18 protein-coding genes and 3 pseudogenes are annotated in these 20461 nt (G+C 65.3%); 3 read left to right on the top strand and 18 right to left on the bottom strand.

The annotated features are described in order from the left end of the window. Nucleotides 1-40 precede the first annotated feature (40 nt). The 5 genes from shn_RS29960 to catE form a co-directional block, all read right to left on the bottom strand. Nucleotides 41-979, bottom strand: coding sequence for a FecR domain-containing protein (locus shn_RS29960; protein ID WP_064334193.1), 939 nt, complete (start codon nucleotides 977-979; stop codon nucleotides 41-43). Between the two features lie 70 nt (nucleotides 980-1049). Beyond that, nucleotides 1050-1502 carry an RNA polymerase sigma factor gene (locus shn_RS29955; RefSeq protein WP_245337512.1) on the bottom strand — a complete coding sequence of 151 codons (453 nt, stop codon included), beginning with the start codon at nucleotides 1500-1502 and terminating at the stop codon, nucleotides 1050-1052. 247 nt (nucleotides 1503-1749) lie between these two features. Then, nucleotides 1750-2331 (bottom strand): cysteine hydrolase, encoded by a 582-nt coding sequence (locus shn_RS29950; RefSeq protein WP_064334191.1) that lies wholly within the window; start codon nucleotides 2329-2331, stop codon nucleotides 1750-1752. Between the two features lie 80 nt (nucleotides 2332-2411). After that, the gene (locus shn_RS29945) at nucleotides 2412-2912 is read right to left on the bottom strand and encodes a ferritin-like domain-containing protein (protein WP_064334190.1); all 501 of its coding nucleotides are present in this window, start codon (nucleotides 2910-2912) and stop codon (nucleotides 2412-2414) included. A 113-nt stretch (nucleotides 2913-3025) separates the two neighbouring features. Continuing rightward, nucleotides 3026-5137: a catalase C gene (gene catE, locus shn_RS29940; RefSeq protein WP_245337519.1), complete on the bottom strand. Its 2112-nt coding sequence runs from the start codon at nucleotides 5135-5137 to the stop codon at nucleotides 3026-3028. A gap of 193 nt (nucleotides 5138-5330) precedes the next feature. Between catE and shn_RS36060 the strand changes: the two genes are divergently transcribed. Together shn_RS36060 and shn_RS29935 are read left to right on the top strand one after the other, a co-directional pair. Continuing rightward, nucleotides 5331-5516, top strand: a complete 186-nt coding sequence (locus shn_RS36060) for a hypothetical protein (protein WP_145926098.1) — start codon at nucleotides 5331-5333, stop codon at nucleotides 5514-5516. Then, entirely contained in the window at nucleotides 5513-6292 is a 780-nt protein-coding gene (locus shn_RS29935) for an SDR family NAD(P)-dependent oxidoreductase (RefSeq protein WP_064334188.1), read from the top strand. The genes shn_RS36060 and shn_RS29935 overlap by 4 nt, the downstream gene beginning before the upstream one ends. 246 nt (nucleotides 6293-6538) lie before the next feature. Here the strand turns inward: shn_RS29935 and shn_RS35315 are convergent, their stop codons facing one another. The 6 genes from shn_RS35315 to shn_RS29905 form a co-directional block, all read right to left on the bottom strand. After that, on the bottom strand, nucleotides 6539-6790 hold the full coding sequence (locus tag shn_RS35315) for a hypothetical protein (protein ID WP_162853087.1): 252 nt from the start codon (nucleotides 6788-6790) through the stop codon (nucleotides 6539-6541). Nucleotides 6791-7048: 258 nt separating this feature from the next. Further along, on the bottom strand, nucleotides 7049-8113 hold the full coding sequence (locus tag shn_RS29925; protein ID WP_064334186.1) for a DUF2218 domain-containing protein: 1065 nt from the start codon (nucleotides 8111-8113) through the stop codon (nucleotides 7049-7051). Beyond that, nucleotides 8110-8931, bottom strand: coding sequence for an ABC transporter ATP-binding protein (locus shn_RS29920; RefSeq protein WP_064334185.1), 822 nt, complete (start codon nucleotides 8929-8931; stop codon nucleotides 8110-8112). The genes shn_RS29925 and shn_RS29920 overlap by 4 nt, the downstream gene beginning before the upstream one ends. Next, nucleotides 8928-9962, bottom strand: coding sequence for an iron chelate uptake ABC transporter family permease subunit (locus shn_RS29915; RefSeq protein ID WP_206362247.1), 1035 nt, complete (start codon nucleotides 9960-9962; stop codon nucleotides 8928-8930). The genes shn_RS29920 and shn_RS29915 overlap by 4 nt, the downstream gene beginning before the upstream one ends. Before the next feature lie 2 nt (nucleotides 9963-9964). After that, entirely contained in the window at nucleotides 9965-11008 is a 1044-nt protein-coding gene (locus shn_RS29910; protein WP_064334183.1) for an iron ABC transporter permease, read from the bottom strand. After that, complete coding sequence (locus shn_RS29905; RefSeq protein WP_064334182.1) at nucleotides 11005-11997, bottom strand: iron-siderophore ABC transporter substrate-binding protein; 993 nt, start codon at nucleotides 11995-11997, stop codon at nucleotides 11005-11007. Before shn_RS29905 ends, shn_RS29910 begins: the two co-directional genes overlap by 4 nt. A gap of 293 nt (nucleotides 11998-12290) precedes the next feature. Here shn_RS29905 and shn_RS29900 point away from each other — a divergent pair, with 293 nt between their 5' ends. After that, entirely contained in the window at nucleotides 12291-14420 is a 2130-nt protein-coding gene (locus shn_RS29900; RefSeq protein WP_064334181.1) for a TonB-dependent siderophore receptor, read from the top strand. 107 nt (nucleotides 14421-14527) lie between these two features. Here shn_RS29900 and shn_RS29895 read toward each other — a convergent pair. The 7 genes and pseudogenes from shn_RS29895 to shn_RS29870 form a co-directional block, all read right to left on the bottom strand. After that, nucleotides 14528-15420: pseudogene (locus shn_RS29895) on the bottom strand (helix-turn-helix domain-containing protein). Nucleotides 15421-15662: 242 nt separating this feature from the next. Beyond that, a pseudogene (locus tag shn_RS37660) lies at nucleotides 15663-15848 on the bottom strand (oligopeptide/dipeptide ABC transporter ATP-binding protein); the annotation flags it as partial. Then, nucleotides 15842-16615: pseudogene (locus tag shn_RS29890) on the bottom strand (ABC transporter ATP-binding protein); the annotation flags it as partial. The pseudogenes shn_RS37660 and shn_RS29890, both read right to left, overlap by 7 nt. Then, a complete protein-coding gene (locus shn_RS29885; protein ID WP_064334180.1) occupies nucleotides 16612-17628 on the bottom strand; it encodes an ABC transporter ATP-binding protein in 1017 nt (338 codons plus the stop codon). The gene shn_RS29885 and the pseudogene shn_RS29890, both read right to left, overlap by 4 nt. An 8-nt stretch (nucleotides 17629-17636) precedes the next feature. Beyond that, a complete protein-coding gene (locus tag shn_RS29880; RefSeq protein ID WP_064334179.1) occupies nucleotides 17637-18554 on the bottom strand; it encodes a dihydrodipicolinate synthase family protein in 918 nt (305 codons plus the stop codon). A 20-nt stretch (nucleotides 18555-18574) separates the two neighbouring features. Beyond that, complete coding sequence (locus shn_RS29875) at nucleotides 18575-19444, bottom strand: ABC transporter permease (protein ID WP_064334232.1); 870 nt, start codon at nucleotides 19442-19444, stop codon at nucleotides 18575-18577. 7 nt (nucleotides 19445-19451) lie between these two features. After that, complete coding sequence (locus shn_RS29870) at nucleotides 19452-20411, bottom strand: ABC transporter permease (protein ID WP_064334178.1); 960 nt, start codon at nucleotides 20409-20411, stop codon at nucleotides 19452-19454. Nucleotides 20412-20461 lie beyond the last annotated feature (50 nt).

The following is a 20461-nucleotide window of genomic DNA, read 5'->3' as shown; positions in this document are numbered from 1 at the left end:
CGAGCGATGTTCCGAAAAACCTGAGTGGTTCTGGAAATTTTTATCGGCGGTAGATGAGGGTAAGCCAGGGCGAGAGCGGGACGACGCGGATCGGCAGGCCGAGTTCCAGGGTTTCGAGGATCCGGTCCGATCGTTTCACGTCGACGATGAGCGTGACGGGCTGGCGCGCGAGCTGCCTGTCCATCACGACGATCTTGCCCTGCCGCCAGCGCCCGATATCCTCGACCACCTTGCTGAAGGGGGTGGAGAGGAAGACGAGCTGCCCGCGACGCCAGGCGAGCCGGGCCTGCGTGTCGGCATCACCCGGCTTGGAAAGCCGGCCTTCGCTGTAGGAAAGGCTTTGGCCCTCATCCAGGATGAGGCTCCGTCCGCCGGCGGATACTTCGACTGCGTGTTTCGTCACCAGCACGGACGTTTCTTCCGGCGCTATGGCGACGGAATATTCGGTGCCGAGTGCCGTCGCCTTGAGGTCGCCGGCCTCGATCGTGAAGGGGCGCGCTGCGTCGGCCGCGACGTCGACGAAGATCTCGCCCTCCTGCAACCGCACACGCCGGGCCGTCTCGCTGAAGTCGATGGAAAAGGTCGTGCGCGGGGAAAGTTCGACGCGCGTGCCGTCGGCAAGTTTCACCGTGGCCGTTTCACCGGTGCCGGTCGCGTGGTCGCCGAAGGGGCGGGTAAGCCTCAGCGCAGTCAAGCCGGTGCCGGCGGCAATCAGGGCAAGGCCGGCCCCCTTCAGGACGGTTCGCCGGGAAACACCGGTGGTGGAGCCAGGCTCGCCGGCAAGGCCGGCCCCGGTCCACAGGCGCTCGAGTTCGCAATAGGCGTGCCCATGCCGTTCGTCCGCCAGCAGCCAGGCGCGGAACCGCTGGTGGTCGGCCGCGCTCGGCGCGTCGAGAAGGCGCGCAAACCATTCCGCGGCTGCCGTGGAAATGGCTGCTTCGCTTTCGCTTGTCTCGCCGGTTCGGGGTTCCTTTTCCATGCTTTACTCGCTGCGGCCGGATATGCGCTCCGTCACTCTTGTGGACGGCGGGGCACGGTGAAAATCTGGGTCAGGTCCGCGCCATTTCCGCTTTCAGGCGTTCCAGGGCCGTCACCATGTGGCTGAACACGGTTTTCGGCGAGATGTTGAGGCGTGCGCCGATTTCGGCATAGGTCAGCCCCTCCAGCCGCGACAGCAGGAACACCTGCCGGCACTTCGGCGGCAGGCTGTCGATCGCCGCCTGCAGCCGCCGCAGATCGTCGCGCCCCATGACGACGTCTTCCGCCGAAGGCGCGGGATCGGCGATGCGCTCAAGGCCCTCGATGCCGTGCAGAAAAGGAGCGATCCGCCGTCGCCGTTCATGGTCGGCAGCAAGGTTGCGCCCGGTGGTGACGAGATAGCCGGCGAGATCCGCCACGCCCGTCAGCAGGCTTCGGCGTTCCCAGAGCTTCAGGAATGCGTCCTGCGTCAGGTCCGCCGTCGTCGCGCGGCAGCCGACCCGGCGGTAGATGATCGCCCGCATGCGTTCCTGGACGGCAAGAAAAGCGTGAAGCAGTGGGGAATGACGGGATTCGCTCATGCCAGTCGGCAGACCACGGGACCGATTGAGGCGGGTTGTCGCCTGCAAAGTTGAGAATTAAATTCATCTTATTTGATGATTGCCTTCTTTGCAACGCTGGCCGGTTTGCCCGATCCCGGGCGCGGTCATCGGAAATTTGACTGTTATTCCAGATTAAGTGCCTCGACATTTGAATGGCAAAATCCAGACCCTAGCCGGAAACCGATGACAGAAACGCCTCGGTCGGCATTGCGTCCATCTGGGCGGTAAATCTGCGTTCGAGCAGCTTCAGCGATGCGTCATAGGTTTCGTCCGTGCCGCTGCAGACGGCATCGGTCAGGATGATTGCGCGATATCCGAGATCGATGGCACCCAGCGCGGTGGCGAGGACGCAGACATCGGTTTCGCCACCGGTGATCACCAGCGTGTCGACCTCAAGGCCTTTCAGATAGGCGTTCAGCCGACCGTCGATCCAGGGGGAATAGGTCCGCTTGTCGAAGACGATCGCGGGGGGCGTGAATGCTGCAAGCTCCGGAAGCAGGCCATACATCTCCGCCGGCAGATGCTCAGCCGTCATCATCCACCACTTCTCGTAGTAGACGCGCCACATGCCGGCTGCATCGGCAGGACGCGTCGGCGGCAGGAAGCGGGAGAAGATCGTGCGCTCGGTATGCCGGCCCGCGACCTCAAGGACCTGCGGCGAAATCCGCTCCATCCAGGACACTTTCCAAGGCGTGTCCTCGGCAAACATGCGCTGCATGTCCACGCAGATATGTCGCCACTCTCCGGTCATCTCCACTCCCGTAGATGCCCTGCAGCCGCCTGTCGCGCTGCAGGGGTGGGCGGAGATCTCGTCTCTCCGCCCATGCCGGGTCAAGCGGCCTTGGTCTTGCTCTCGCGGTTGACCTTCGCCTCCGCGAGCTGCGTCAGGGCCTGGTCGGTCTTGGTTTCTTCGGCGAGCGTCTGGTCGAGCAGCTTGGCGATATCGTTCTTGCCGAGCTGCATAGCCCAGGACTTCAGGGTGCCGTAGCGGGCGATCTCATAGTGCTCGACGGCTTGGGCTGCCGCGAGAAGGCCGGCGTCGAGCGCGGGCGAATTCTTGAACTCCTCGAGAATCTCCTGGCCTTCCTCGAGGATGCCGTCGATCGCAGGACACGTCTTGCCCCGTGCCGGCTTGCCGAGAAGGTCGAACACCTGGACGAGCCGTTCGACCTGGCCCTCGGTTTCCTGCAGATGCTTGTCGAAGGCGGCCTTCAACTCCTGCGCCTCGGCTCCCCGGATCATCTTCTTGAGGCCGGCGATGATCTTGCGTTCAGCGTAGTAGATGTCCTTGATGCCGTCGACGAAAAGGTCTTCCATTGTCTTCGTGGCCATTGGTCTCTCCTGGTTGTCTGGGTTCGTGCCGAAATGGCGAGCGCGATTGCTCAGGGATTGAACAAGCCGCCCGGGCCTTTGTTCCTTGCAGATACGGCAAAGCGCATCGTCCGCTATGCGGACGGAACGGAAGCCTTGCCGAGCTTGACGGAAGGCTCGCGCGTCCACAGGCGCAGCTTGCCCAGTTCCGTGACGAAGGCCGAAAGGCCTCCTTCGCCGGGAAGCTCGATCACGCCCTCATCGAGCTTGTCGGCGATCCCCGCCATCTGCATGAGCGGGAGGGCATCGGCGACATAACCGATGAATTTGCAGTGCTGAAAGGCATCGGCGACGAAGTCGCGCGCCGTCGCCTCCTGCAGGAGGTCGTCAGTGGCTTCCTTCGCCGGCAGCAGGGCAACCGCGTCGAAGAGGACGGAGGGGCCGCCGTCGATCATGAAATGCGCCGGTACCCACGACCCATCGGATGCGGTGACGCCGCCGATTTTTGGCGCGATCAGAGCGACTTCCGCCTTTTCGGCCAGAATGGCGTCCTGAAGACCGGTGAGCAGGTCGATATCGACGCCGTCGGTAATGAGAATGCCGAGCTTGCGTCCCTCGAAGCGCCTCGGACCGCGCTCCACGATGCTCAGCGCCGGCGAGGGATCGAGATCCTGCCGGGTCGGCAGGGCGGCGGCAGCCGGCTTTGGCATCGACTGGAAGCCGAGTTTGGCGGCGACGGTATTTGCCAGCGTCTCGTCGATGTTCATCAGATGCGAAACGACCCTCTCGCGGATGACCGGCGTTTCGACCTTGCTGAGTTCGAAGGTCAGCGCGGCCGCGATGTGTCGCTGCTCGGGCGGCGTCTGGCTGATATAGAACTGGCGTGCCTGGCTGTAGTGGTCGGCGAAGCTTTCGGGGCGCAGCCTTGCCTTCTCGCCCTGTTCCTCGGCGCGAAAGTGCGGGAAACCGCTGGCTGGCGATTCACGGGGCCCTTCGCCCCAGGAGTTCGGTTGGTAATTTGCCCGGCCGACGGGGTTGCGCATGGCCATGTGCCCGTCCTGCTGGAAGTGGTGGAAGGGACATTTCGGAGCGTTGATCGGGATATGCGTGAAGTTCGGGCTGCCCAGGCGCTTGAGTTGCGTATCGAGATAGGAGAAATTCCGGCCCTGCAATAGCGGATCGTTCGAGAAATCGATGCCCGGCGGCACATTCTGGGTCATGAAGGCGACCTGTTCCGTCTCGGCGAAGAAATTCTCCGGCATGCGATCGAGGACGAGGCGGCCGACCGGCTTTGGCGGCAGCACCTCCTCGGGAATGATCTTGGTGGGATCGAGGATGTCGAAGTCGAAACTGTCGGCGAAATCCTGATCGAAAAGCTGGAGACAGAGTTCCCATTCGGGGAAGTTGCCGGCCTGGATCGCGGTCCACAGGTCGCGGCGGTGATAGTCGGGATCGGCGCCGTTGATCTTGACCGCCTCGTTCCACGCGACAGATTGCAGGCCGAGCTTGGGTTTCCAGTGGAATTTCACGAAGGTGGATTCACCCTTCGCGTTGACGAGGCGGAAGGTGTGCACGCCAAAGCCTTCCATGAAGCGGAAGGAGCGCGGGATGGCGCGGTCGGACATGACCCACATGATCATGTGCATGCTCTCGGGCGTCAGGCTGATGAAGTCCCAGAAATTGTCGTGTGCGCTCTGGGCCTGGGGAAAGGCCCGGTCCGGTTCCTGCTTCACCGCATGCACCATGTCGGGAAACTTGATGGCGTCCTGGATGAAGAAGACCGGGATATTGTTGCCGACGAGGTCCCAGTTGCCCTCCTGCGTGTAGAGCTTCACGGCGAAGCCGCGCACGTCGCGAGCGAGATCGAACGAGCCCTTGTTGCCGGCGACGGTGGAAAACCGCACGAAGGCCGGCGTCTTTTCGCCGGGGCGCTGGAAAAGGTCCGCTTTCGTATAGGCGGCGAGCGACTCGTAGGTCTCGAAGAAGCCGTGCGCACCATAGCCGCGCGCATGGACGACCCGTTCGGGAATGCGCTCGTGATCGAAATGGAAGATCTTTTCGCGGAAATGGAAATCGTCCACCAGCAGCGGGCCGCGGGCACCGACGCGCAGCGAATTCTGGTCGTCGGCGACGGGGCCGCCCTGCGCGGTGGTCAGGACAGGCGTTTCGCCTTCGGCAAGCTGGTGCAGTTCGCCGCCATTGCCGCGTACCAGCTTTTGGTCGTGGATCTGCGCGGCCGCTGGCATGGATTTCTGGGATTTCGACGCTGCGGATTTCGATGCGGTGCTCTTGGCCATGGTTCGCTCCCTGTTTTGCGAAGGGCCAACAAAGCATGCCGCGAAAAGTTCCGCGGGGAGTGCCCCTGCAGGCCTCCGTGCGAAACCGTACAGGAACTTCGCGCCTCTCCCGCCATTCCGCTGGTTCGAACAGGAGGTCGTCATGCTGGTCAAAACGTACGTTTATTGCGGCGATGGTTTGCAGGGTGTCGCGATCATACGTGTCAAGGAAATCACGGTGCGGCTGCCGGCTTTGGGAACCGAGCCCGCGCGGCAGGGGAATGCCGAACGGGACGCCAGCGCGGGACGTGAAGGGAACACACGCTTTCCCTCCGACATACGGGGATGACGATGGCTCTTCCCGTAGCGATGATAACCGGGGCCGGCTCTGGAATAGGCCAGGCCACGGCGGAGCTCCTTGCGGCAGCAGGCTACAGGCTTGTCCTCTTCGACCGCGACGAGAAGGCTGTGTCCGACACATGCCGGGTACTTCCGGCCGATGCGCAAGCAATCGCCGTTACCGGCGACGTCTCATGCGAAGAGGATGTTCGCACGATGGTTCGGCAGGTGACGGAGCGCTTCGGCCGTCTGGATGCGGTTGTGGCGAATGCCGGCATAAACGGCGTATGGGCGCCCATCGAAGACCTGAAGCCCTCCGAATGGGACGAGGCGATCGGCATCAATCTCCGTGGCACCTACCTCACGCTTCACAATGCTGTTCCGCTCCTGAAGAGCGCTGGAGGCGGGGCAATCGTCATCGTCTCGTCCATCAACGGGGTGCGAACGTTCACAAATCCCGGCGCAACCGCCTATAGCGCCTCCAAGGCGGCCCAGGTCGCCATGGCGAAGCAACTCGCCCTCGAACTCGGAAAGTATCGCATTCGCGTGAATGCCGTCTGCCCGGGAGCAATCGACACGAATATCGTCGCCAGCAGCGAGATCCGCAACCGCGAGGCGGCGGAGGTGCCGGTCATCTGGCCGCAGGGCAGCATTCCCTTGACCGATGGCGAGCCTGGTCGGGCAACCGACGTCGCCAAGGTCATTCGTTTCCTTCTCAGCACCGATGCATCGCACATTACCGGCTCGCCGGTGTTCGTTGACGGCGGTCAAGGGCTGCTGAGATGATGCGAGCCGCATCTCGGCGAGGATGGTTCTCCGGCGTTCCAACTCCGGGGCCTGCCGGCTCCTGAGCTTTGTCAGACCTGCGACAGCCATTTCCGCGAGGGGCGGCCTGCCGTTCGAACGCCGAGACGAACGCGCGCTGTTGCCGGCGCCTTTCCGAAATGACGAAGGGCGCTCGACCCTTTCGGGGAGCGCCCTTCCGACCCGGACGACTGCGAACGCGCGACAGAGCACCATCGCTGCAGGCAGTCATCGATTACGGGCAGTGAGCGACAGATGGGGAGAAGGGGTCGCGATTTCAAGACCGTCCAGATCATCTGTCGCGCGAACGGGTACACCGAGGCACGCATCACAGATGCCGCAGCCGTCATCGTCCATCGGTTGGTCCGCCCGCTCACAACAGAGACAGACGACCGAGCATCGGAGGCGATCCTTGCTTTTCTTCGGCACCATGATTTCGATCGCATCGTCCGATACGACATTGATGACGAGTTTCTTCATCGCCCGGTTCTCCGTTGACCTCCGCAATAGAAGATAAGAGCTGCTGGACGCTTTGCAATGTTCGAAGGTTTGGAAACCGCGGCCGTCATCCCTTGCAACCCCGCCCGAGAATCCCCCTGTTAAGGGCGGCTTGCGCATGTTTGATCCCGGCTTTGATGGTGCGATTTTTTCGCCGAAGGGAAGGAAGCAACATGGGGCAAATACACTAGGCAGCGCCGCGACCACACAAGCAGTTCGCGTGGCGGGGCGTCTGCGCCGTCAGGCATCGTCGCGCTCCCAGTACCATGCGGCGTAGGTGCGCTTGCGGTCGTGCCCGCGACCCTTGAGGAAGGCGCGGATGAGCCGCACGTCCTCCCGTTCGCAGGCGACCCAGACGAAGGTTTCGCTATCCACGGCAGCGAGTGCCGCTATCGCCTTCTGCGCAAGGACGTTCTTGGCGCCGGCGGCATAGGTCGCGCGATGCAGCCAGTGTATCTCGAGCGTTCCGGCGGTCGCGAGCGGCTGCTCTTCCGCCGCATCCGCCACCTCGATGATCGCCTGCATGCGGGTGCCTGCCGGCACCTCCGCGGCGATGCGGGCGATGGCGGGCAGGGCGCTTTCGTCGCCGGAAAGGAAGATGGTTTCGGCCTGCGGCAGGTCGCCGCCGCCGGGGCCGAGAAGGGCGAGCCTGTCTCCCGGCTGCGCGTCGCGGGCGAAGTCAGCGCCGGGCGTCGGAACGCCGGGTCGGGGGTGCTGGAGAAAATCGACCCAGAGTTCGCCGCGTTCGGCATCGACGGCGCGGATCGTGTAGACACGGACGAGAAGTGCGTCCTCGCCCTCCGGCCAGGCGATGCGGCCATCGTCACGCAATCCTGGCCAAACCGGCGTCCGGCCTTTCGGCGGAACGAGCAGGCGCACATGCATGTCACCACCGATGAAGGGCTTGACGTCCGCGCAGGCGAAGACGACGCGCCGCATATGCGGCGTCACATCGAAAGCCGAGACGACGGTCACCTCATGGAGGTTGGCGAGCCGCGTGCGCCTGGCCGGTTCGGACCAGGTGAGCTCCAGCGGGTCTTCGCCTGCGAAATAGAAGAGGTGCTCGGCGATGACCGTACGGCTCATCTGGAGCGCCTCGTCGTTCGGGCAGGCGAGGTCGATGAGGAGCCGGCCGCCATCAAGGCGCATATGGGCGATGCCGATCTCGCTTGTCAGCGTTGCGGTGTTTTCCGTGCGCTGCACGTCGGCGTGCTCGATGAAATGCTCGCAGACCTCGTCGAGCAGTTTCGACGCGTCCTTGGGCAGCGCGATGCCGTTGAGCTTGAATTCCGGAAGGGCGTTCATACTGGCTCCTTGGTGGCGGAGGCGGTCATGCGATGGCGGCCGATCGGCAGCATGGCCGGCCGGCCCGAGGTCGGATCGATGATGATGCGGCTTTCGAGGCCGAAGACCTGGCGCACATGGTCTTCCGTCAGCACGGTCTCCGGCGGGCCGGCGACATGCAGCCGGCCCTTCGCCATCGCGACGAGATGGTCGGCGTAGCGGGCGGCGAGGTTGAGGTCGTGCAGCACCATGACGATGGTCGTGCCGCGCATCTGGTTGAGGTCGGTCAAGAGGTCCAGCACCTCGATCTGGTGGCTGATGTCGAGGAAGGTGGTCGGTTCGTCGAGCAGCAGCAGGTCCGTCTGCTGGGCGAGCGCCATGGCGATCCAGACGCGCTGGCGCTGGCCGCCGGAAAGCTCGTCGATCGGCCGTTCGGCCAGGTCGTCGGTCTTCGTTGCCGCAAGCGCGGCGGCCACCGCCTCGTCGTCCTCGCGCGTCCAGCGGGAGAAGACGCCCTGGTGCGGGTGCCGTCCGCGGCTGACGAGATCGGCGACGGTGATGCCCTCCGGCGCGATCGGCGATTGCGGCAGCAGGCCGAGCGTGCGCGCGAGGTCGCGTGAGGGGATGCGGTGGATCGACTTGCCGTCGAGCAGAACCTCGCCCTTTTTCGCCGGCAGCAGGCGCGACAGGGTGCGCAGCAGCGTGGACTTGCCGCAGGCGTTTGCGCCGACGATCACGGTGATCCTGCCCGGCGGTACGATAAGGTCCAGCCCGTCGAGAATGAGGGTTTCGCCGTAGCCGGCCGAAAGGCCGTTGGCGATGAGGGTGTGCGGCTTCATAGGGAACCTCCGGACCGGTTGACGCGCACGATCAGGAAAATCAGGTAGGGCGCGCCGAGCGCGCCGGTGACGACGCCGACGGGATAGCGGCTCGGCAGCAGGAACTGGCCGCAATAATCGCCGACCAGCACCAGCGCTGCGCCGGTGAGTGCGGCGGGGAGGAGCAGCGAACCGTTGCTGCCGACGATGCGCGCGGCGATCGGCCCGGAGAGGAAGGCGACGAAGGCGATCGGCCCCGAAATGGCGGTGGCGCTTGCGATCATGCCGACGGCGGCGATGATGATCAGCACGCGGGTGCGGCCGACACGGACGCCAAGCGCGGCGGCCGTGTCGTCGCCGAGCCGCAGGGCTTCGAGATCGCGGGCGCGGCTGAGCAACAGCCCGCCGAAGACGGCGAGCGCCATGAGGAGCGGCAGCGCCTGGCCGAGCTGCGCGCCGTTGACGCTGCCCGTCAGCCAGCGCAGGGCCTCCTGCAGGGTCCAGGCGGGGGCGGTGGAAAGGATGTAGGCGATGACGCTTTCCAGCATGGCCGAAACGCCGATGCCGACAAGGATGAGCCGCGTGCCGGCGACGCCGTTGCGGAAGGAAAGGGCATAGACCAGGAGCGCCACGCCGAGCCCGGCGGAAACGGCGAGGATCGACACGATCGACCCCTTAAGGCCGAGCACGACGATCGCAAACACCGCCGCGGCGCTCGCGCCCCAACTGATGCCGATGATGTCGGGACTGGCCAGCGGATTGCGCAGCATGATCTGGAAGGCGACGCCGCCGAGGCCGAAGCTGAGGCCGGCGAGGATGGCGAGGATGGCGCGCGGCAGCCGGAGCTGGCCGACCGTGAAGGCGACGCCCGGCACGTCCTCGCCCATCAGCATGCGAAGAATGTCCTGCGGCGGGGTGAAGGACTGGCCGAGCAGCAGGGTCAGCACGAAGGTCGCGGCGACCAGCGTGAGGAGAAGGCCGAGGACGCGGCGATGCCGACGGGCGCGGCGGCGGCGGTTTGTCACGATGGAATCGACGAGCGGCGCAAGCATGGTCACAGGTCCCGCACCCGCTGGCGGCGGACGATCCAGATGAAGACCGGCGCGCCGACGAGGGCCGTCACGATGCCGACGTCGAGTTCGGCCGGCCTTGCGAGGATGCGCCCGACGATGTCGGCGGCGATCAGGAGGCACGCGCCGCCGAGGGCGGAGAAGGGTAATAGCCAGCGGTGGTCGCTGCCGGTGAGGAGACGGGCGAGATGTGGCACGACGAGGCCGAGGAAGCCGATCGGGCCGCAGACCGCCGTCGTCGCGCCGCAGAGCAGGATGGCGCCGAAGGCGGCGACGGCGCGGGTCGTGGCGACGTGTTCGCCGAGGCCGGCGGCAAGCTCGTCGCCGAGCGCGAGCGCGTTCAGCTTGCGGGCCGAGAGAAGGCTGACGACGAAGCCGGCCGCGAGGAACGGCAGGACCGGAAAGATCCGCTCGAAGGTCGCCCCGCCGACGCCGCCGATCTGCCAGGCGCGCACGCCGCCGGCAATGTCGGCGCGCGGCAGCACGACCGCGATGACCAGCGAGGAGAAGGCGATGGAGGTGGCGGCGCCGGCAAGCGCCAGTTTCAGCGGCGTCGCCCCGCCGCGCCCGAGCGAGCCGATGACATAGACGAAGATCGCCGCCGCCCCCGCGCCGAGGATGGCGGTGACGATATAGGCATGGGCGGTTTCGATATGGAACCACGCGACGCCAACCACCACCGCGAGCGACGCGCCCATGTTGACGCCCAGAATGCCGGGATCGGCGAGCGGGTTGCGCGTGACGCCCTGCATGATCGCGCCGGCGAGGCCGAGCGCCGCTCCGGCGAGGAGCGCCAGAACCGTGCGGGGAATGCGCATCGCCACCGCCGCTTCGCCGATCGTCTCGACCTTGCCGCCGAGCGCCGAGGCAATATCGCTGAGGCCAACGTCCCGCGTGCCGATCGCGACGGACAGCGCGACCAGCACGAGGAGCGCGGCGGCGACCAGCAGCAGCCACAGGGCGCGCAGCCGGCGGAGGCGCCCGATGGGCGCCGGCACGCTGTGCGCCGTGGCGGCGTCAGGCCTCATTTCGCCTTCCCGGCGGCTTCGGCGAGAAGCGCGACATAGTCCTTCAACACCCAGGAGATCGACAGCGGCGTCGGGTTGGCGGCGGTGCCGACGGGGTCGCGGCCGAGCATGACGAGCGCATCCTTGCCGACGGCGGGCATGCGCGAGAGCAGGAGATCGGCCTTCACGGCATCGAGCAGCGGCGTGCCGCCGTAGCTGACGACGATATCGACGTCTTCGAAGGCATCGACCTGCTCGGCGCTGACGCTGGCGGCGAATTGTCCGGGCTTCGTCGCTTCCAGCACGCTTTTCGGGGAGGTGAGGCCGAGGTCGCCGAAGAATTTCACGCGCGTATCGTTGGCGGTGTAGAAATTGACGGTGCTGAGATCGGTCGCGTCGAGATGGGTGACGAAGATCGCCGACTTGCCCTTGAGGACCGGGTAGCCCGCAACCGTGTCGGCGATCTCCTTGTCGATGCGCGCGATCAGCGCTTCGCCGTCCTTCGCCATGCCGAGCCCGGCGCTGTTGAGCCGGATCATCTCGCGCCAGTCGGTCGACCAGGCCGATTGTGGATAGGCGATGACGGGGGCGATCTGGCTCAGCGTCTCGTAATCCGCCTGGCTGAGGCCGGAATAGGCGGCCAGGATGACATCCGGCCTCGTCGCTGCAACCGCCTCGAAATCGATGCCGTCGCCTTCGTCGAACAGGACGGGCTTTCCGCCGCCGAGTTCCTGCAGCTTCTCCGCCACCCAGGGCAGCAGGCCGTCGCCGTCGTCATCGCCGAAATTGGCGGCGGCGAAACCGACGGGCACGACGCCGAGCGCCAGCGGCACTTCATGGTTGGCCCAGGCGACGGACGCCACGCGCTCCGGCTTCTTTGTGATCGTCGTCGTTCCGAAGGCGTGCCTGATAACGATCGGATAGGTGGTTTCGTCGGCGGCCCAGGCTGTCGTCGCGATCCAGAGGCAGGCGGTGAGAAGGATCAGGGGAAAGCGCAAAAGCCGCGGCATTGGTGAAACCCTCCAGGGCGGTTTAAAGTGGAGTTTCCGTTTCAGGTTCATCGGGCGGCGTCAAGGCGAAGGCGCACCTTGCGGCGGGAGAGCGGCGAAGTTTCCGGGGTTTCGTACAAAACCATGGAAATCTACAATACTGGATAATACGTCTCAAGTTATTGCCGCTTCAAGGGACAGCCGCATCGACCTGAGGGGGTTTTGATGCGTAGGGATTTACGCCTGTTCCGACTGGCGTTCGGCATGACCTGCCGTGCGCCGGCCAGCGCAACTTCAATTTCTGGAACACGATGATGGACATCAAGACGACCGGCGCCGACATCAGACAGCCTCTCACCCGTTTGAGGACCGCGCTCCTTCTCGGCTGCACCGCGCTCGCTCTTGCGCCTTCCGTCTCGTTGGCCCAGCAGGCGGATGCGGGCTCCACCACGGTTCTCGAAACCATCACCGTCGAGGGCGACGGCTCCGCGACGGGCGTCGACAACGACGCGAAGTCGATCGTCGCGAGGAAGACGACCGCGGGCGGGCGGATGGCGACGGAGATCCTGAACACGCCGGCGACGGTTTCCGTCATCACGGCCAAGGAAATCCAGCAGCGCGGCGCCGAGACGGTCGAAGAGATACTGCAATATACAGCCGGCGTTACCACGGACTTCTATGGTTCGGACGACCGCTACGATTTCTTCAAGATCCGCGGCTTCGACGCGACGACCTACCGCGACGGGCTGATCCTCGGGCGCCCCTTCGGCGGCGTACGGGAAGAGGCCTATGCCTTCGAGCGCGTCGAGGTGCTGAAGGGCGCGAACTCCACGACCTTCGGCGTTTCCGATCCCGGCGGCGCGGTGAACTATGTGACGAAGCGCCCGAGGAGCGAGAAGTTCGGCGAAGCCTATGTCACCGGCGGCTCGTTCGACCGCAAGGAGGTCGGCTTCGACTTCGGCGACAACCTGACGGCCGACGACACGCTCTCCTATCGCTTCACCGGCAAGCTACGCGATGCGGACGCGGAATACGACCATTCACGGGACGACGAAAAGTTCTTCATGGGCGGGCTCACCTGGCGGCCGACGGATGCCACCAGCCTCACCATCGTCTATGATCACCTGAACAAGGACGGCGTGCCCGGCAGCGGCGGCCATCCGGTCGGCACGGATTTCGACCGCAGCCGTTTCTTCGGCGAGCCGGACTACAATTATCGCGGCACGAACCGCGACACGGTCAGCGTGATGTTCGATCATGATTTCGGCTCGGGCCTGACCTTCGGCGCGAATGCACGCTACAGCAAGTCCGACACCGATTTCGGCTATGCCTATATTTCCGCGACGCCGACGGACGGCTCGACGACGGCATCGCGCGCCTTCTTCGGCAACGAGGCCACGAACCGGCAGTTCATCATCGACGCGCATCTGCAATACGAGGCGAACCTCGACGCGGTGGACAGCCGCACCCTGGTCGGCATCGAATACAACGACATGAAGGGCGACAACGACACCTGGTGGGGACCGGCGCCCGGCATCGACTGGACGAACCCGACCTATACGGGCCGACCGACCAACCTGCCGCTGATCGCCAGCACGCGCAGCGACCAGACGGGCAAGGCGCTCTATATCCAGCAGGAGCTGACCTTCTGGGACAAGTTCATCGTCACGGCGGGCCTTCGAAACGACTGGCTCGACCTCAGCGAGACGAACAGGCTGACGGGCGTGGAGAGCGAAGGCGACTTCAGCGAACTGACGAAGCGCATCGGCCTCACCTATCGCCTGACGGATGAGATCGCGCCCTTCGTCAGCTACGCCGAATCCGTCGCGGCGCCCTCCATCGGCCTCGCACCGGAGCGCGGCGAGCAGATCGAGCTCGGCGTGAAATACCAGCCGGACGCTTTCCCGGCCCTCATCACGGCCTCGATCTACGACCTGACGAAGAACAACATTACGCGGACCAACCCGGCGACGAACCTGCAGGAGACGATCGGCGAGGTGCGGGTGCGCGGCCTCGATCTGGAAGCGAAGGCGGAGCTGACGCCGAACTGGAGCCTGACGGCCGGTTATTCCTATCTCGATGCCGAAATCGTCGAGAACGGCACGGCCGGCAACGAAGGCAACCGGCCCTACCATGTGCCCAAGCATACCGCCTCGCTCTGGGTCAACTACCTGCTCGAAGGCGACGGCAAGCGTGGCGACATGACCTTCGGCCTCGGCGGCCGCTATACCGGCTCCTACTACTTCAACGACGCCAACACGGTGAAGACGGGCAGCAACTTCGTCGTCGACGCGGCCTTCAGCTACAAGGTGTTCGAGAACACCTCCTTCGAGGTGAACGTCTCCAACCTCTTCGACCGCAAGCATGTCGACTACGGTGGCTTCGGCGCGGACTTCTACAATCCGGGCCGCTCGATCTCGGCGACGCTGCGCCAGACCTGGTAAGGCGCGCTGGAGCAATTCCAGCAAAAGCGCGAAGCGGTTTTGCGTCCGGAATTGCGTTTAAACAGAAGCTGGAGCGTTTTCGCGATTCGAAGAAAAGCGGAAATGTTCTAGCGGGCCTGCTGCACCCGCCGCCAGGCGGCGGGTGTCTCGCCGGCGATCTGGCGGAAGGCCTTGGTGAGGTGCGCCTGATCGGAGAAGCCGAGCTTGGCGGCGATGTCGGCGATGGTCAGCTCGCTTTCGGCCAGCAGTTTCTGCGCAAGATCGATGCGCTTGCCGAGCTGCCATTGCAGCGGCGTTTTGCCGGTCGTCTGCTTGAAGACGTTGGCGAACCAGCTCTCCGAAAGGCCGACCGTCTCTGCCATTTCGGAAACGGTCAGGCGGCCGTCGCTGCGGGCGTTCACGCGGGCGATGAGCCGGTTCATCTGCGCCTGTGTGAGCCGGCCGTTTTGCGGTTCGCTGGAAAAATCCTGGATGTCGAGCAGGCCGCTGACGATCGTGCCGACCAGGCTTTCGGCATAGAGCGCGTGCTTCGTCGGGCTCGATACCTCCTCGACGAGCAGGCTCGCCAGCGTCTCGATCGCGCCGACATCCTGGATCTCCACCGGGCGGCGCAAGGCGGCGAGCGCCGCCGACGTGCCGACCGTGGGCGACAGGAAACGCAACATGCGGTCCTTGTGGAGGTGAAGGTCGAGATGGGAGAAACGGTGCGCGGCGGTGAAGCTCGTCCAGAGCGGCACCCCCGCGGGCACATAGACCGCACGGGTCATCGGGCGGGAGTGCTCGATCATGCCGTCTTCGCGGTTGGTCATCTTGATGTGCGACGACACGTCATTGAAGAAGATCACGATGCGCGGATCGGGCGAAAGATAGTAGCCGCGCGCGCCGGATGGCCCTCCGCGTCCCAGAAGACGCCGACCAGCCCGTCGAGGCTGCGCCATTTCACCGGCGCAAGCACCTTGATACCTTCCGTATGGCAGGTCATTGCGTGCTGGTAGTTCACTGGTCAAAGTCGTCCATGTTTCGAGCCGTCAGGGCATGTCTCCCTGCGTTTAAGGCCTGGCGGAGGGCGATGGCAACCGCTCCTGGACACGCTCCGTCCGCCTGAAAAAGATGATTGAAAATATCATGTTTTTTCGGCTGAGCAAGTCGCCAGAATGGCAATCCGTCGACGGCTCGATCGAGGGGCGCGCCGCCGGGCGTGGCCGGGGAGGACGGCGGGCCGCCGCTTGGCGTATCGGACTGTCAGACGTCGTCCCGGATGCAGGCCTTGAAGTGACCCGGCGCGACTTCGCGGAGTTGCGGCACGGCCGCGGCACATGCATCGAGTACCTTGGGGCAGCGGGTGCGGAAGACGCAGCCGCTCGGGGATTGGCGGGACTGGGAATATCGCCCTTCAAGATCTCGCGCGTTCTTGCGGCATCCGGGTCGGGCGAGGGGATCGCCGACATCAGGGCCTGCGTGTAGGGATGCTGCGGGCGGGTGTAAAGGTCCTCGCTTGTGGCGATCTCCATGATGCGGCCGAGATAGAGCACGATGACGCGGTCGCAGATATATTCGACGACGGCAAGGTCATGCGAGATGAACAGCATGGTCAGGCCGAGGCGCTGCTGCAGGTCGCGCAGCAGGTTCACCACCTGCGCCTGGATGGAAACGTCGAGCGCCGACACCGGCTCGTCGGCGACGATGAAGTCGGGCGCAAGCGTCAGCGCCCGCGCGATCCCGATGCGCTGGCGCTGGCCGCCGGAGAATTCGTGGGCGTAGCGGTTGATGGCGTCCGGCGGCAGTTCCACCTGTTCGAGCGCCTTCCTTGCCCGTTCCAGCCGCTCCGCCCGCGAACCGATGCCCTGGATCTTCAGGCCTTCCGTCAGGATCTCGCCAATGGTCATGCGCGGCGACAGGGAGGCGTAAGGATCCTGGAAGATATATTGCATGCGCGGGCGCCGGCGGCGCATCTCGCCGCCCGAAAGCTTCGTCAGGTCCGCGCCGTCGAAGACGACCGCGCCGGCCGAAGGCTCGATCAATCTCAGGACCGACCGGCCGATGGTGGTCTTGCCGCTGCCCGATTCGCCCACCAGCCCCACCACTTCGCCCTTTGCAATATCGAAGGAGATGTCCTGAAGGATCTTCAGGGTGGCGCCGCGCGTCTGGTAGTGCTTGGCAAGGCCGCGGACGGAGAGGAGGGGCGCTTCGGTCATGCGGAGATCTCCTGCCAGCGGATGCAGCGGCTGCCGTGATGGTCGTTGACGGGGGAAAGGGCCGGCATGGCCTGCCGACAGGCGTCGAGTGCAAAGGCGCAGCGCGGCGCGAAGGCACAGCCGGCCGGAAGGTCGGCAAGGCTCGGCACCATGCCGGGAATGGCGGGCAGCTTTGCGCCGGTCCGTTTCATCTCGCTCGCCGTGCCGAGGCGCGGCATCGATTTGAGCAGCCCCATCGTATAGGGATGGCGCGGGGCCTTGAACACCTCGGCGACGGGGCCGGTCTCCACGATGCGGCCGGCATACATCACCGCGACCCGGTGGGCGATCTCGGCGACCACCCCGAGATTGTGCGTGACGAACAGCATGCCCATGCCGCGCTCGCGCTGCAGCGCCTGCATGAGATCGAGGATCTGCGCCTGGATGGTCACGTCGAGCGCCGTGGTCGGCTCGTCGGCGATCAACAGCGTCGGATCGCAGGCGAGCGCCATGGCGATCGTGGCGCGCTGGCGCATGCCGCCGGACAGTTCGTGCGGATACTGGCCCGCCCGGCGGCGCGCATCGGGGATGCCGACCTTGTCGAGCAGGCCGACGGCCGCCTCGACGCCCTCGCGCCGGCCAAGGCGCCGGTGGACGCGCAGCGATTCGGAGATCTGGTCGCCGATGGTGTAGACGGGGTTGAGGCTCGTCATCGGTTCCTGGAAGACCATGCCGATGTCGTTGCCGCGGATCTGCCGCATCTCCTCCTCGCCGAGCGTGACGAGGTCCTTCGTCTTGCCGTCCTTGCCGCGGAAGCGGATCGAACCATTGTCGATCACGCCGATCCTGCGCGCAAGCAGCCGCATGACGGAGAGGCTCGTCACCGATTTGCCCGAACCCGATTCCCCGACCAGCGCCACCGTCTCGCCGGGGCGGATGACAAGATCGATGCCGTTGACGGCCGCGATCTCCCGGCCGCGCACGCGGAAGACGGTCCTGAGGTTGCTGATCTCGAGAATGGGTTCGGGCGTCATCGGCAACCTCAGGCGAGGAGGCCGACGGAGCGCAGGATCTCGTCGATCCTGCGCGATTCGGCCTCGTTGAGCGGGGCGCGCGGACGCGCCATGACATTGGTGGAAATGATGCCGAGGCTGCGCATCGCGGTCTTGAAGCCGCCGACGCCGGTCGCCCCCCCGCTGACGCGGCCGGCGGCGACCCAGACGATCTCGAACAGGCGGCAGAGCCGTTCCTGTTCCGTGCGGGCGGCGGCCCAGTCGCCGCGCTTTGCGGCGTCCCAGAGGCGGACATAGCCTGCCGGATCGACATTGGCGAGGCCCGGCACGACCCCGTGCGCGCCCATGGCGAGCACGCTGTCGACGACGATCTCGGACCCGGTCATCAGAAAGACGTCCTTGTTGTCCGCGAGATCGCTGAGGACATAGCGGAAATTGCCGTCGTCGCCGGAGGAATCCTTCAGGCCGATGATCGTGCCTTCCTGCGCCAGCGTCACGACGGTCTGGCGGGAGAGCTTGGTGTGGACGCAGACCGGGATGTCATAGGCGATCAGCGGGATATCGACGGCATCGCGCACCATGCGGAAGTGATCCAGCGTCTCGGCCTGGCTGGTGATGGTGTAGAAGGGCGCGGTGACGACGACGGCATCGGCCCCCACTTCCCTGGCGGTGCGGGCATGGCGGATGACGCGGTCGGTCGCCGGATCGATGACGCCGGCGATGACGGGCACGCGGCCGTTGGCGACCTTCACCGTGTGCTCGAGGATCCTGCGGCGCTCGGCCTCGTCGTAGAACACCACCTCGCTGGTCGAGCCGAGCGGGAAAAGGCCGTGGCAGCCATTGTCGATCAGGTGTTCGAGGACGCGCGTATAGGAGGCGTAGTCGACGGAGAAATCGTCGTTGAGGGGGGTGACGACGGGAGGAACGACACCGAAGAACTTGGACATTTGCTTCTCTTTCAGGGGTTTCAATTGAGGTCTGCGCGGGGGTCGAAGGCGTCCCTCAGACCGTCGCCGATGAAGTTGATGGCCAGCACGGCAAGCACCAGCGCACCGCCGGGAAACAGCCATTGCCAGGGATACTGTTCGAGCACGGCGGTGGAGCGCGCGGCGTTCAGCATGTTGCCCCAGCTCGCCGCCGGCGGCGGCACGCCGAGGCCGAGGAACGAGAGGCCCGCCTCCAGCAGGATGGCGTTGGCGACCTGCAGCGTGGCGTAGACGACGAGGATGTCGATCGAATTGGGCAGGCCGTGGCGGAAGAGCAGGTGGCCGATGCCCGCGCCCATGCCGCGCGAGGCCATGACGAATTCCCGCTCCCGCAGCTCCAGCAGGCGGGCGCGGATCATGCGCGACAGGACCGGCCAGGACAAAAGCGCGATGACGACGACGGTCGACCAGATGCCGGAGCCGACGATGGAGGCGAGGACCAGAAGGAAGATCACCGGCGGCAGCGTCATGGCAAGGTCGACCGAACGCATGGCGAGTGCATCGGCGAACCGCCCGCCGAAGGCCGAGATCGCACCGACGAGAAAGCCGATGGCCGTCGACAGGACGACGGAGGCGGCGGCGACCAGCAGCGAGATCCGCCCGCCTTCCAGCGTTCTTGCAAGCACGTCGCGCCCGACGCCGTCGGTGCCGAACCAGTGCGCCGCCGATGGGGCGGCATTCATCGCCAGGAGGTCGATGTCGTTGGGCCTGTAGGGCATCCAGAGGGGATAGGTCAGGACCGCGGCGAGCAGCGGAAGCAGCAGCGCCACGCCGAGGAGGGCCGCCCGGTTGAGGAGGAAGCGGCCGGTTGCCCGCGCCAGCGGACCGGAGGAGGAAGGGGAGGCGGGCATTGTCATCTCAGGCTACCTTGATGCGCGGGTCGATGACCGCATAGGCGAGGTCGGTCAGGATGTTGACGACGATGACGCAAGCGCCGATGACGAGGGTGGCCCCCATGATGACCGGATAGTCGCGCGTCTCCACCGCGCTGATCAGAAGCAGACCCATGCCCGGCCAGTTGAAGACGCTTTCGACGAAGATGGCGCCGCCGACGGCAAGGCCTATGGTCGAGCCGATCAGCGTGACGACGGGCAGGAGCGCGTTGCGCAGGGCATGCTTGGTGACGACCCAGAATTCCCGGACGCCCTTGGCGCGCGCCGTGCGGACATAGTCTTGGTTCAGCACTTCGAGCATCGAGGCGCGCATGTAGCGCATGATCAGCGCCGCATGGCCGATGGACAGCACGGTCGCCGGCAGGATGAGGTGGTGCAGGAGATCGCCCACCGAGAAGTCGGTCGCCGGGGTGAGCATGCCGCCCGACGGCGTCCATTTCAGCCGGACGGAAAAGACGTAAAGGCCGAGCAGGGCGGTGAGGAAGGCCGGGCTGGAAATGCCGAGCAGCGCCAGAACCGAAAGCGAGTAATCGGGCACGGTGTTGCGGCGCACCGCACTGAGGATACCGCTGGCAATGCCGATCACGATGGCAATCGAGAGGCCGGCGCCCATCAGCAGGAGGGTGGGGCCGATGCGCGAGAGGATGAGGCCGGACACCGTCTCGTTGAAGCGCTGCAGCGAATGACCGAGATTGCCCTGCGCGGCCTGCGACAGCCAGGCGAGATACTGCACGGGCAGCGGCTGGTCGAGGCCGAGCCGCGCCCGCAGCGCGTCCATCGCCTCCTTCGTCATGGCGACGTTGGGATCGATATAGGCATCGATCGGATCACCCGGCGTCAGCTGCAGCAGCGTGAAGATCAGCACCGTCAGCGCAAGCAGCATGGCGAGCCCGACGAGCAGGCGATGGAGACAGTAGCGTAGCATGCGGGTTCAACACCTGATCGAGTGGCTGGCCAGGGATGGCCTGCGGAAAG

Origin of the sequence: Shinella sp. HZN7, assembly GCF_001652565.1 — a bacterium.
Classification (GTDB): domain Bacteria; phylum Pseudomonadota; class Alphaproteobacteria; order Rhizobiales; family Rhizobiaceae; genus Shinella; species Shinella granuli.
This window is presented reverse-complemented; position numbering and strand designations above follow the sequence as displayed.

Coding starts and splice junctions, on each gene's coding strand:
- shn_RS29915 (WP_206362247.1), bottom strand. CDS start 9,962: ATGCTTGCGCCGCTCGTCGATTCCATCGTGACAAACCGCCGCCGCCGC.
- catE (WP_245337519.1), bottom strand. CDS start 5,137: ATGCCAGCGGCCGCGCAGATCCACGACCAAAAGCTGGTACGCGGCAAT.
- shn_RS29960 (WP_064334193.1), bottom strand. CDS start 979: ATGGAAAAGGAACCCCGAACCGGCGAGACAAGCGAAAGCGAAGCAGCC.
- shn_RS29955 (WP_245337512.1), bottom strand. CDS start 1,502: ATGCGGGCGATCATCTACCGCCGGGTCGGCTGCCGCGCGACGACGGCG.
- shn_RS29920 (WP_064334185.1), bottom strand. CDS start 8,931: ATGAAGCCGCACACCCTCATCGCCAACGGCCTTTCGGCCGGCTACGGC.
- shn_RS29925 (WP_064334186.1), bottom strand. CDS start 8,113: ATGAACGCCCTTCCGGAATTCAAGCTCAACGGCATCGCGCTGCCCAAG.
- shn_RS29935 (WP_064334188.1), top strand. CDS start 5,513: ATGACGATGGCTCTTCCCGTAGCGATGATAACCGGGGCCGGCTCTGGA.
- shn_RS29945 (WP_064334190.1), bottom strand. CDS start 2,912: ATGGCCACGAAGACAATGGAAGACCTTTTCGTCGACGGCATCAAGGAC.
- shn_RS29950 (WP_064334191.1), bottom strand. CDS start 2,331: ATGACCGGAGAGTGGCGACATATCTGCGTGGACATGCAGCGCATGTTT.
- shn_RS29905 (WP_064334182.1), bottom strand. CDS start 11,997: ATGCCGCGGCTTTTGCGCTTTCCCCTGATCCTTCTCACCGCCTGCCTC.
- shn_RS29900 (WP_064334181.1), top strand. CDS start 12,291: ATGGACATCAAGACGACCGGCGCCGACATCAGACAGCCTCTCACCCGT.
- shn_RS29875 (WP_064334232.1), bottom strand. CDS start 19,444: ATGCCCGCCTCCCCTTCCTCCTCCGGTCCGCTGGCGCGGGCAACCGGC.
- shn_RS29870 (WP_064334178.1), bottom strand. CDS start 20,411: ATGCTACGCTACTGTCTCCATCGCCTGCTCGTCGGGCTCGCCATGCTG.
- shn_RS36060 (WP_145926098.1), top strand. CDS start 5,331: ATGCTGGTCAAAACGTACGTTTATTGCGGCGATGGTTTGCAGGGTGTC.
- shn_RS35315 (WP_162853087.1), bottom strand. CDS start 6,790: ATGAAGAAACTCGTCATCAATGTCGTATCGGACGATGCGATCGAAATC.
- shn_RS29910 (WP_064334183.1), bottom strand. CDS start 11,008: ATGAGGCCTGACGCCGCCACGGCGCACAGCGTGCCGGCGCCCATCGGG.
- shn_RS29885 (WP_064334180.1), bottom strand. CDS start 17,628: ATGACGCCCGAACCCATTCTCGAGATCAGCAACCTCAGGACCGTCTTC.
- shn_RS29880 (WP_064334179.1), bottom strand. CDS start 18,554: ATGTCCAAGTTCTTCGGTGTCGTTCCTCCCGTCGTCACCCCCCTCAAC.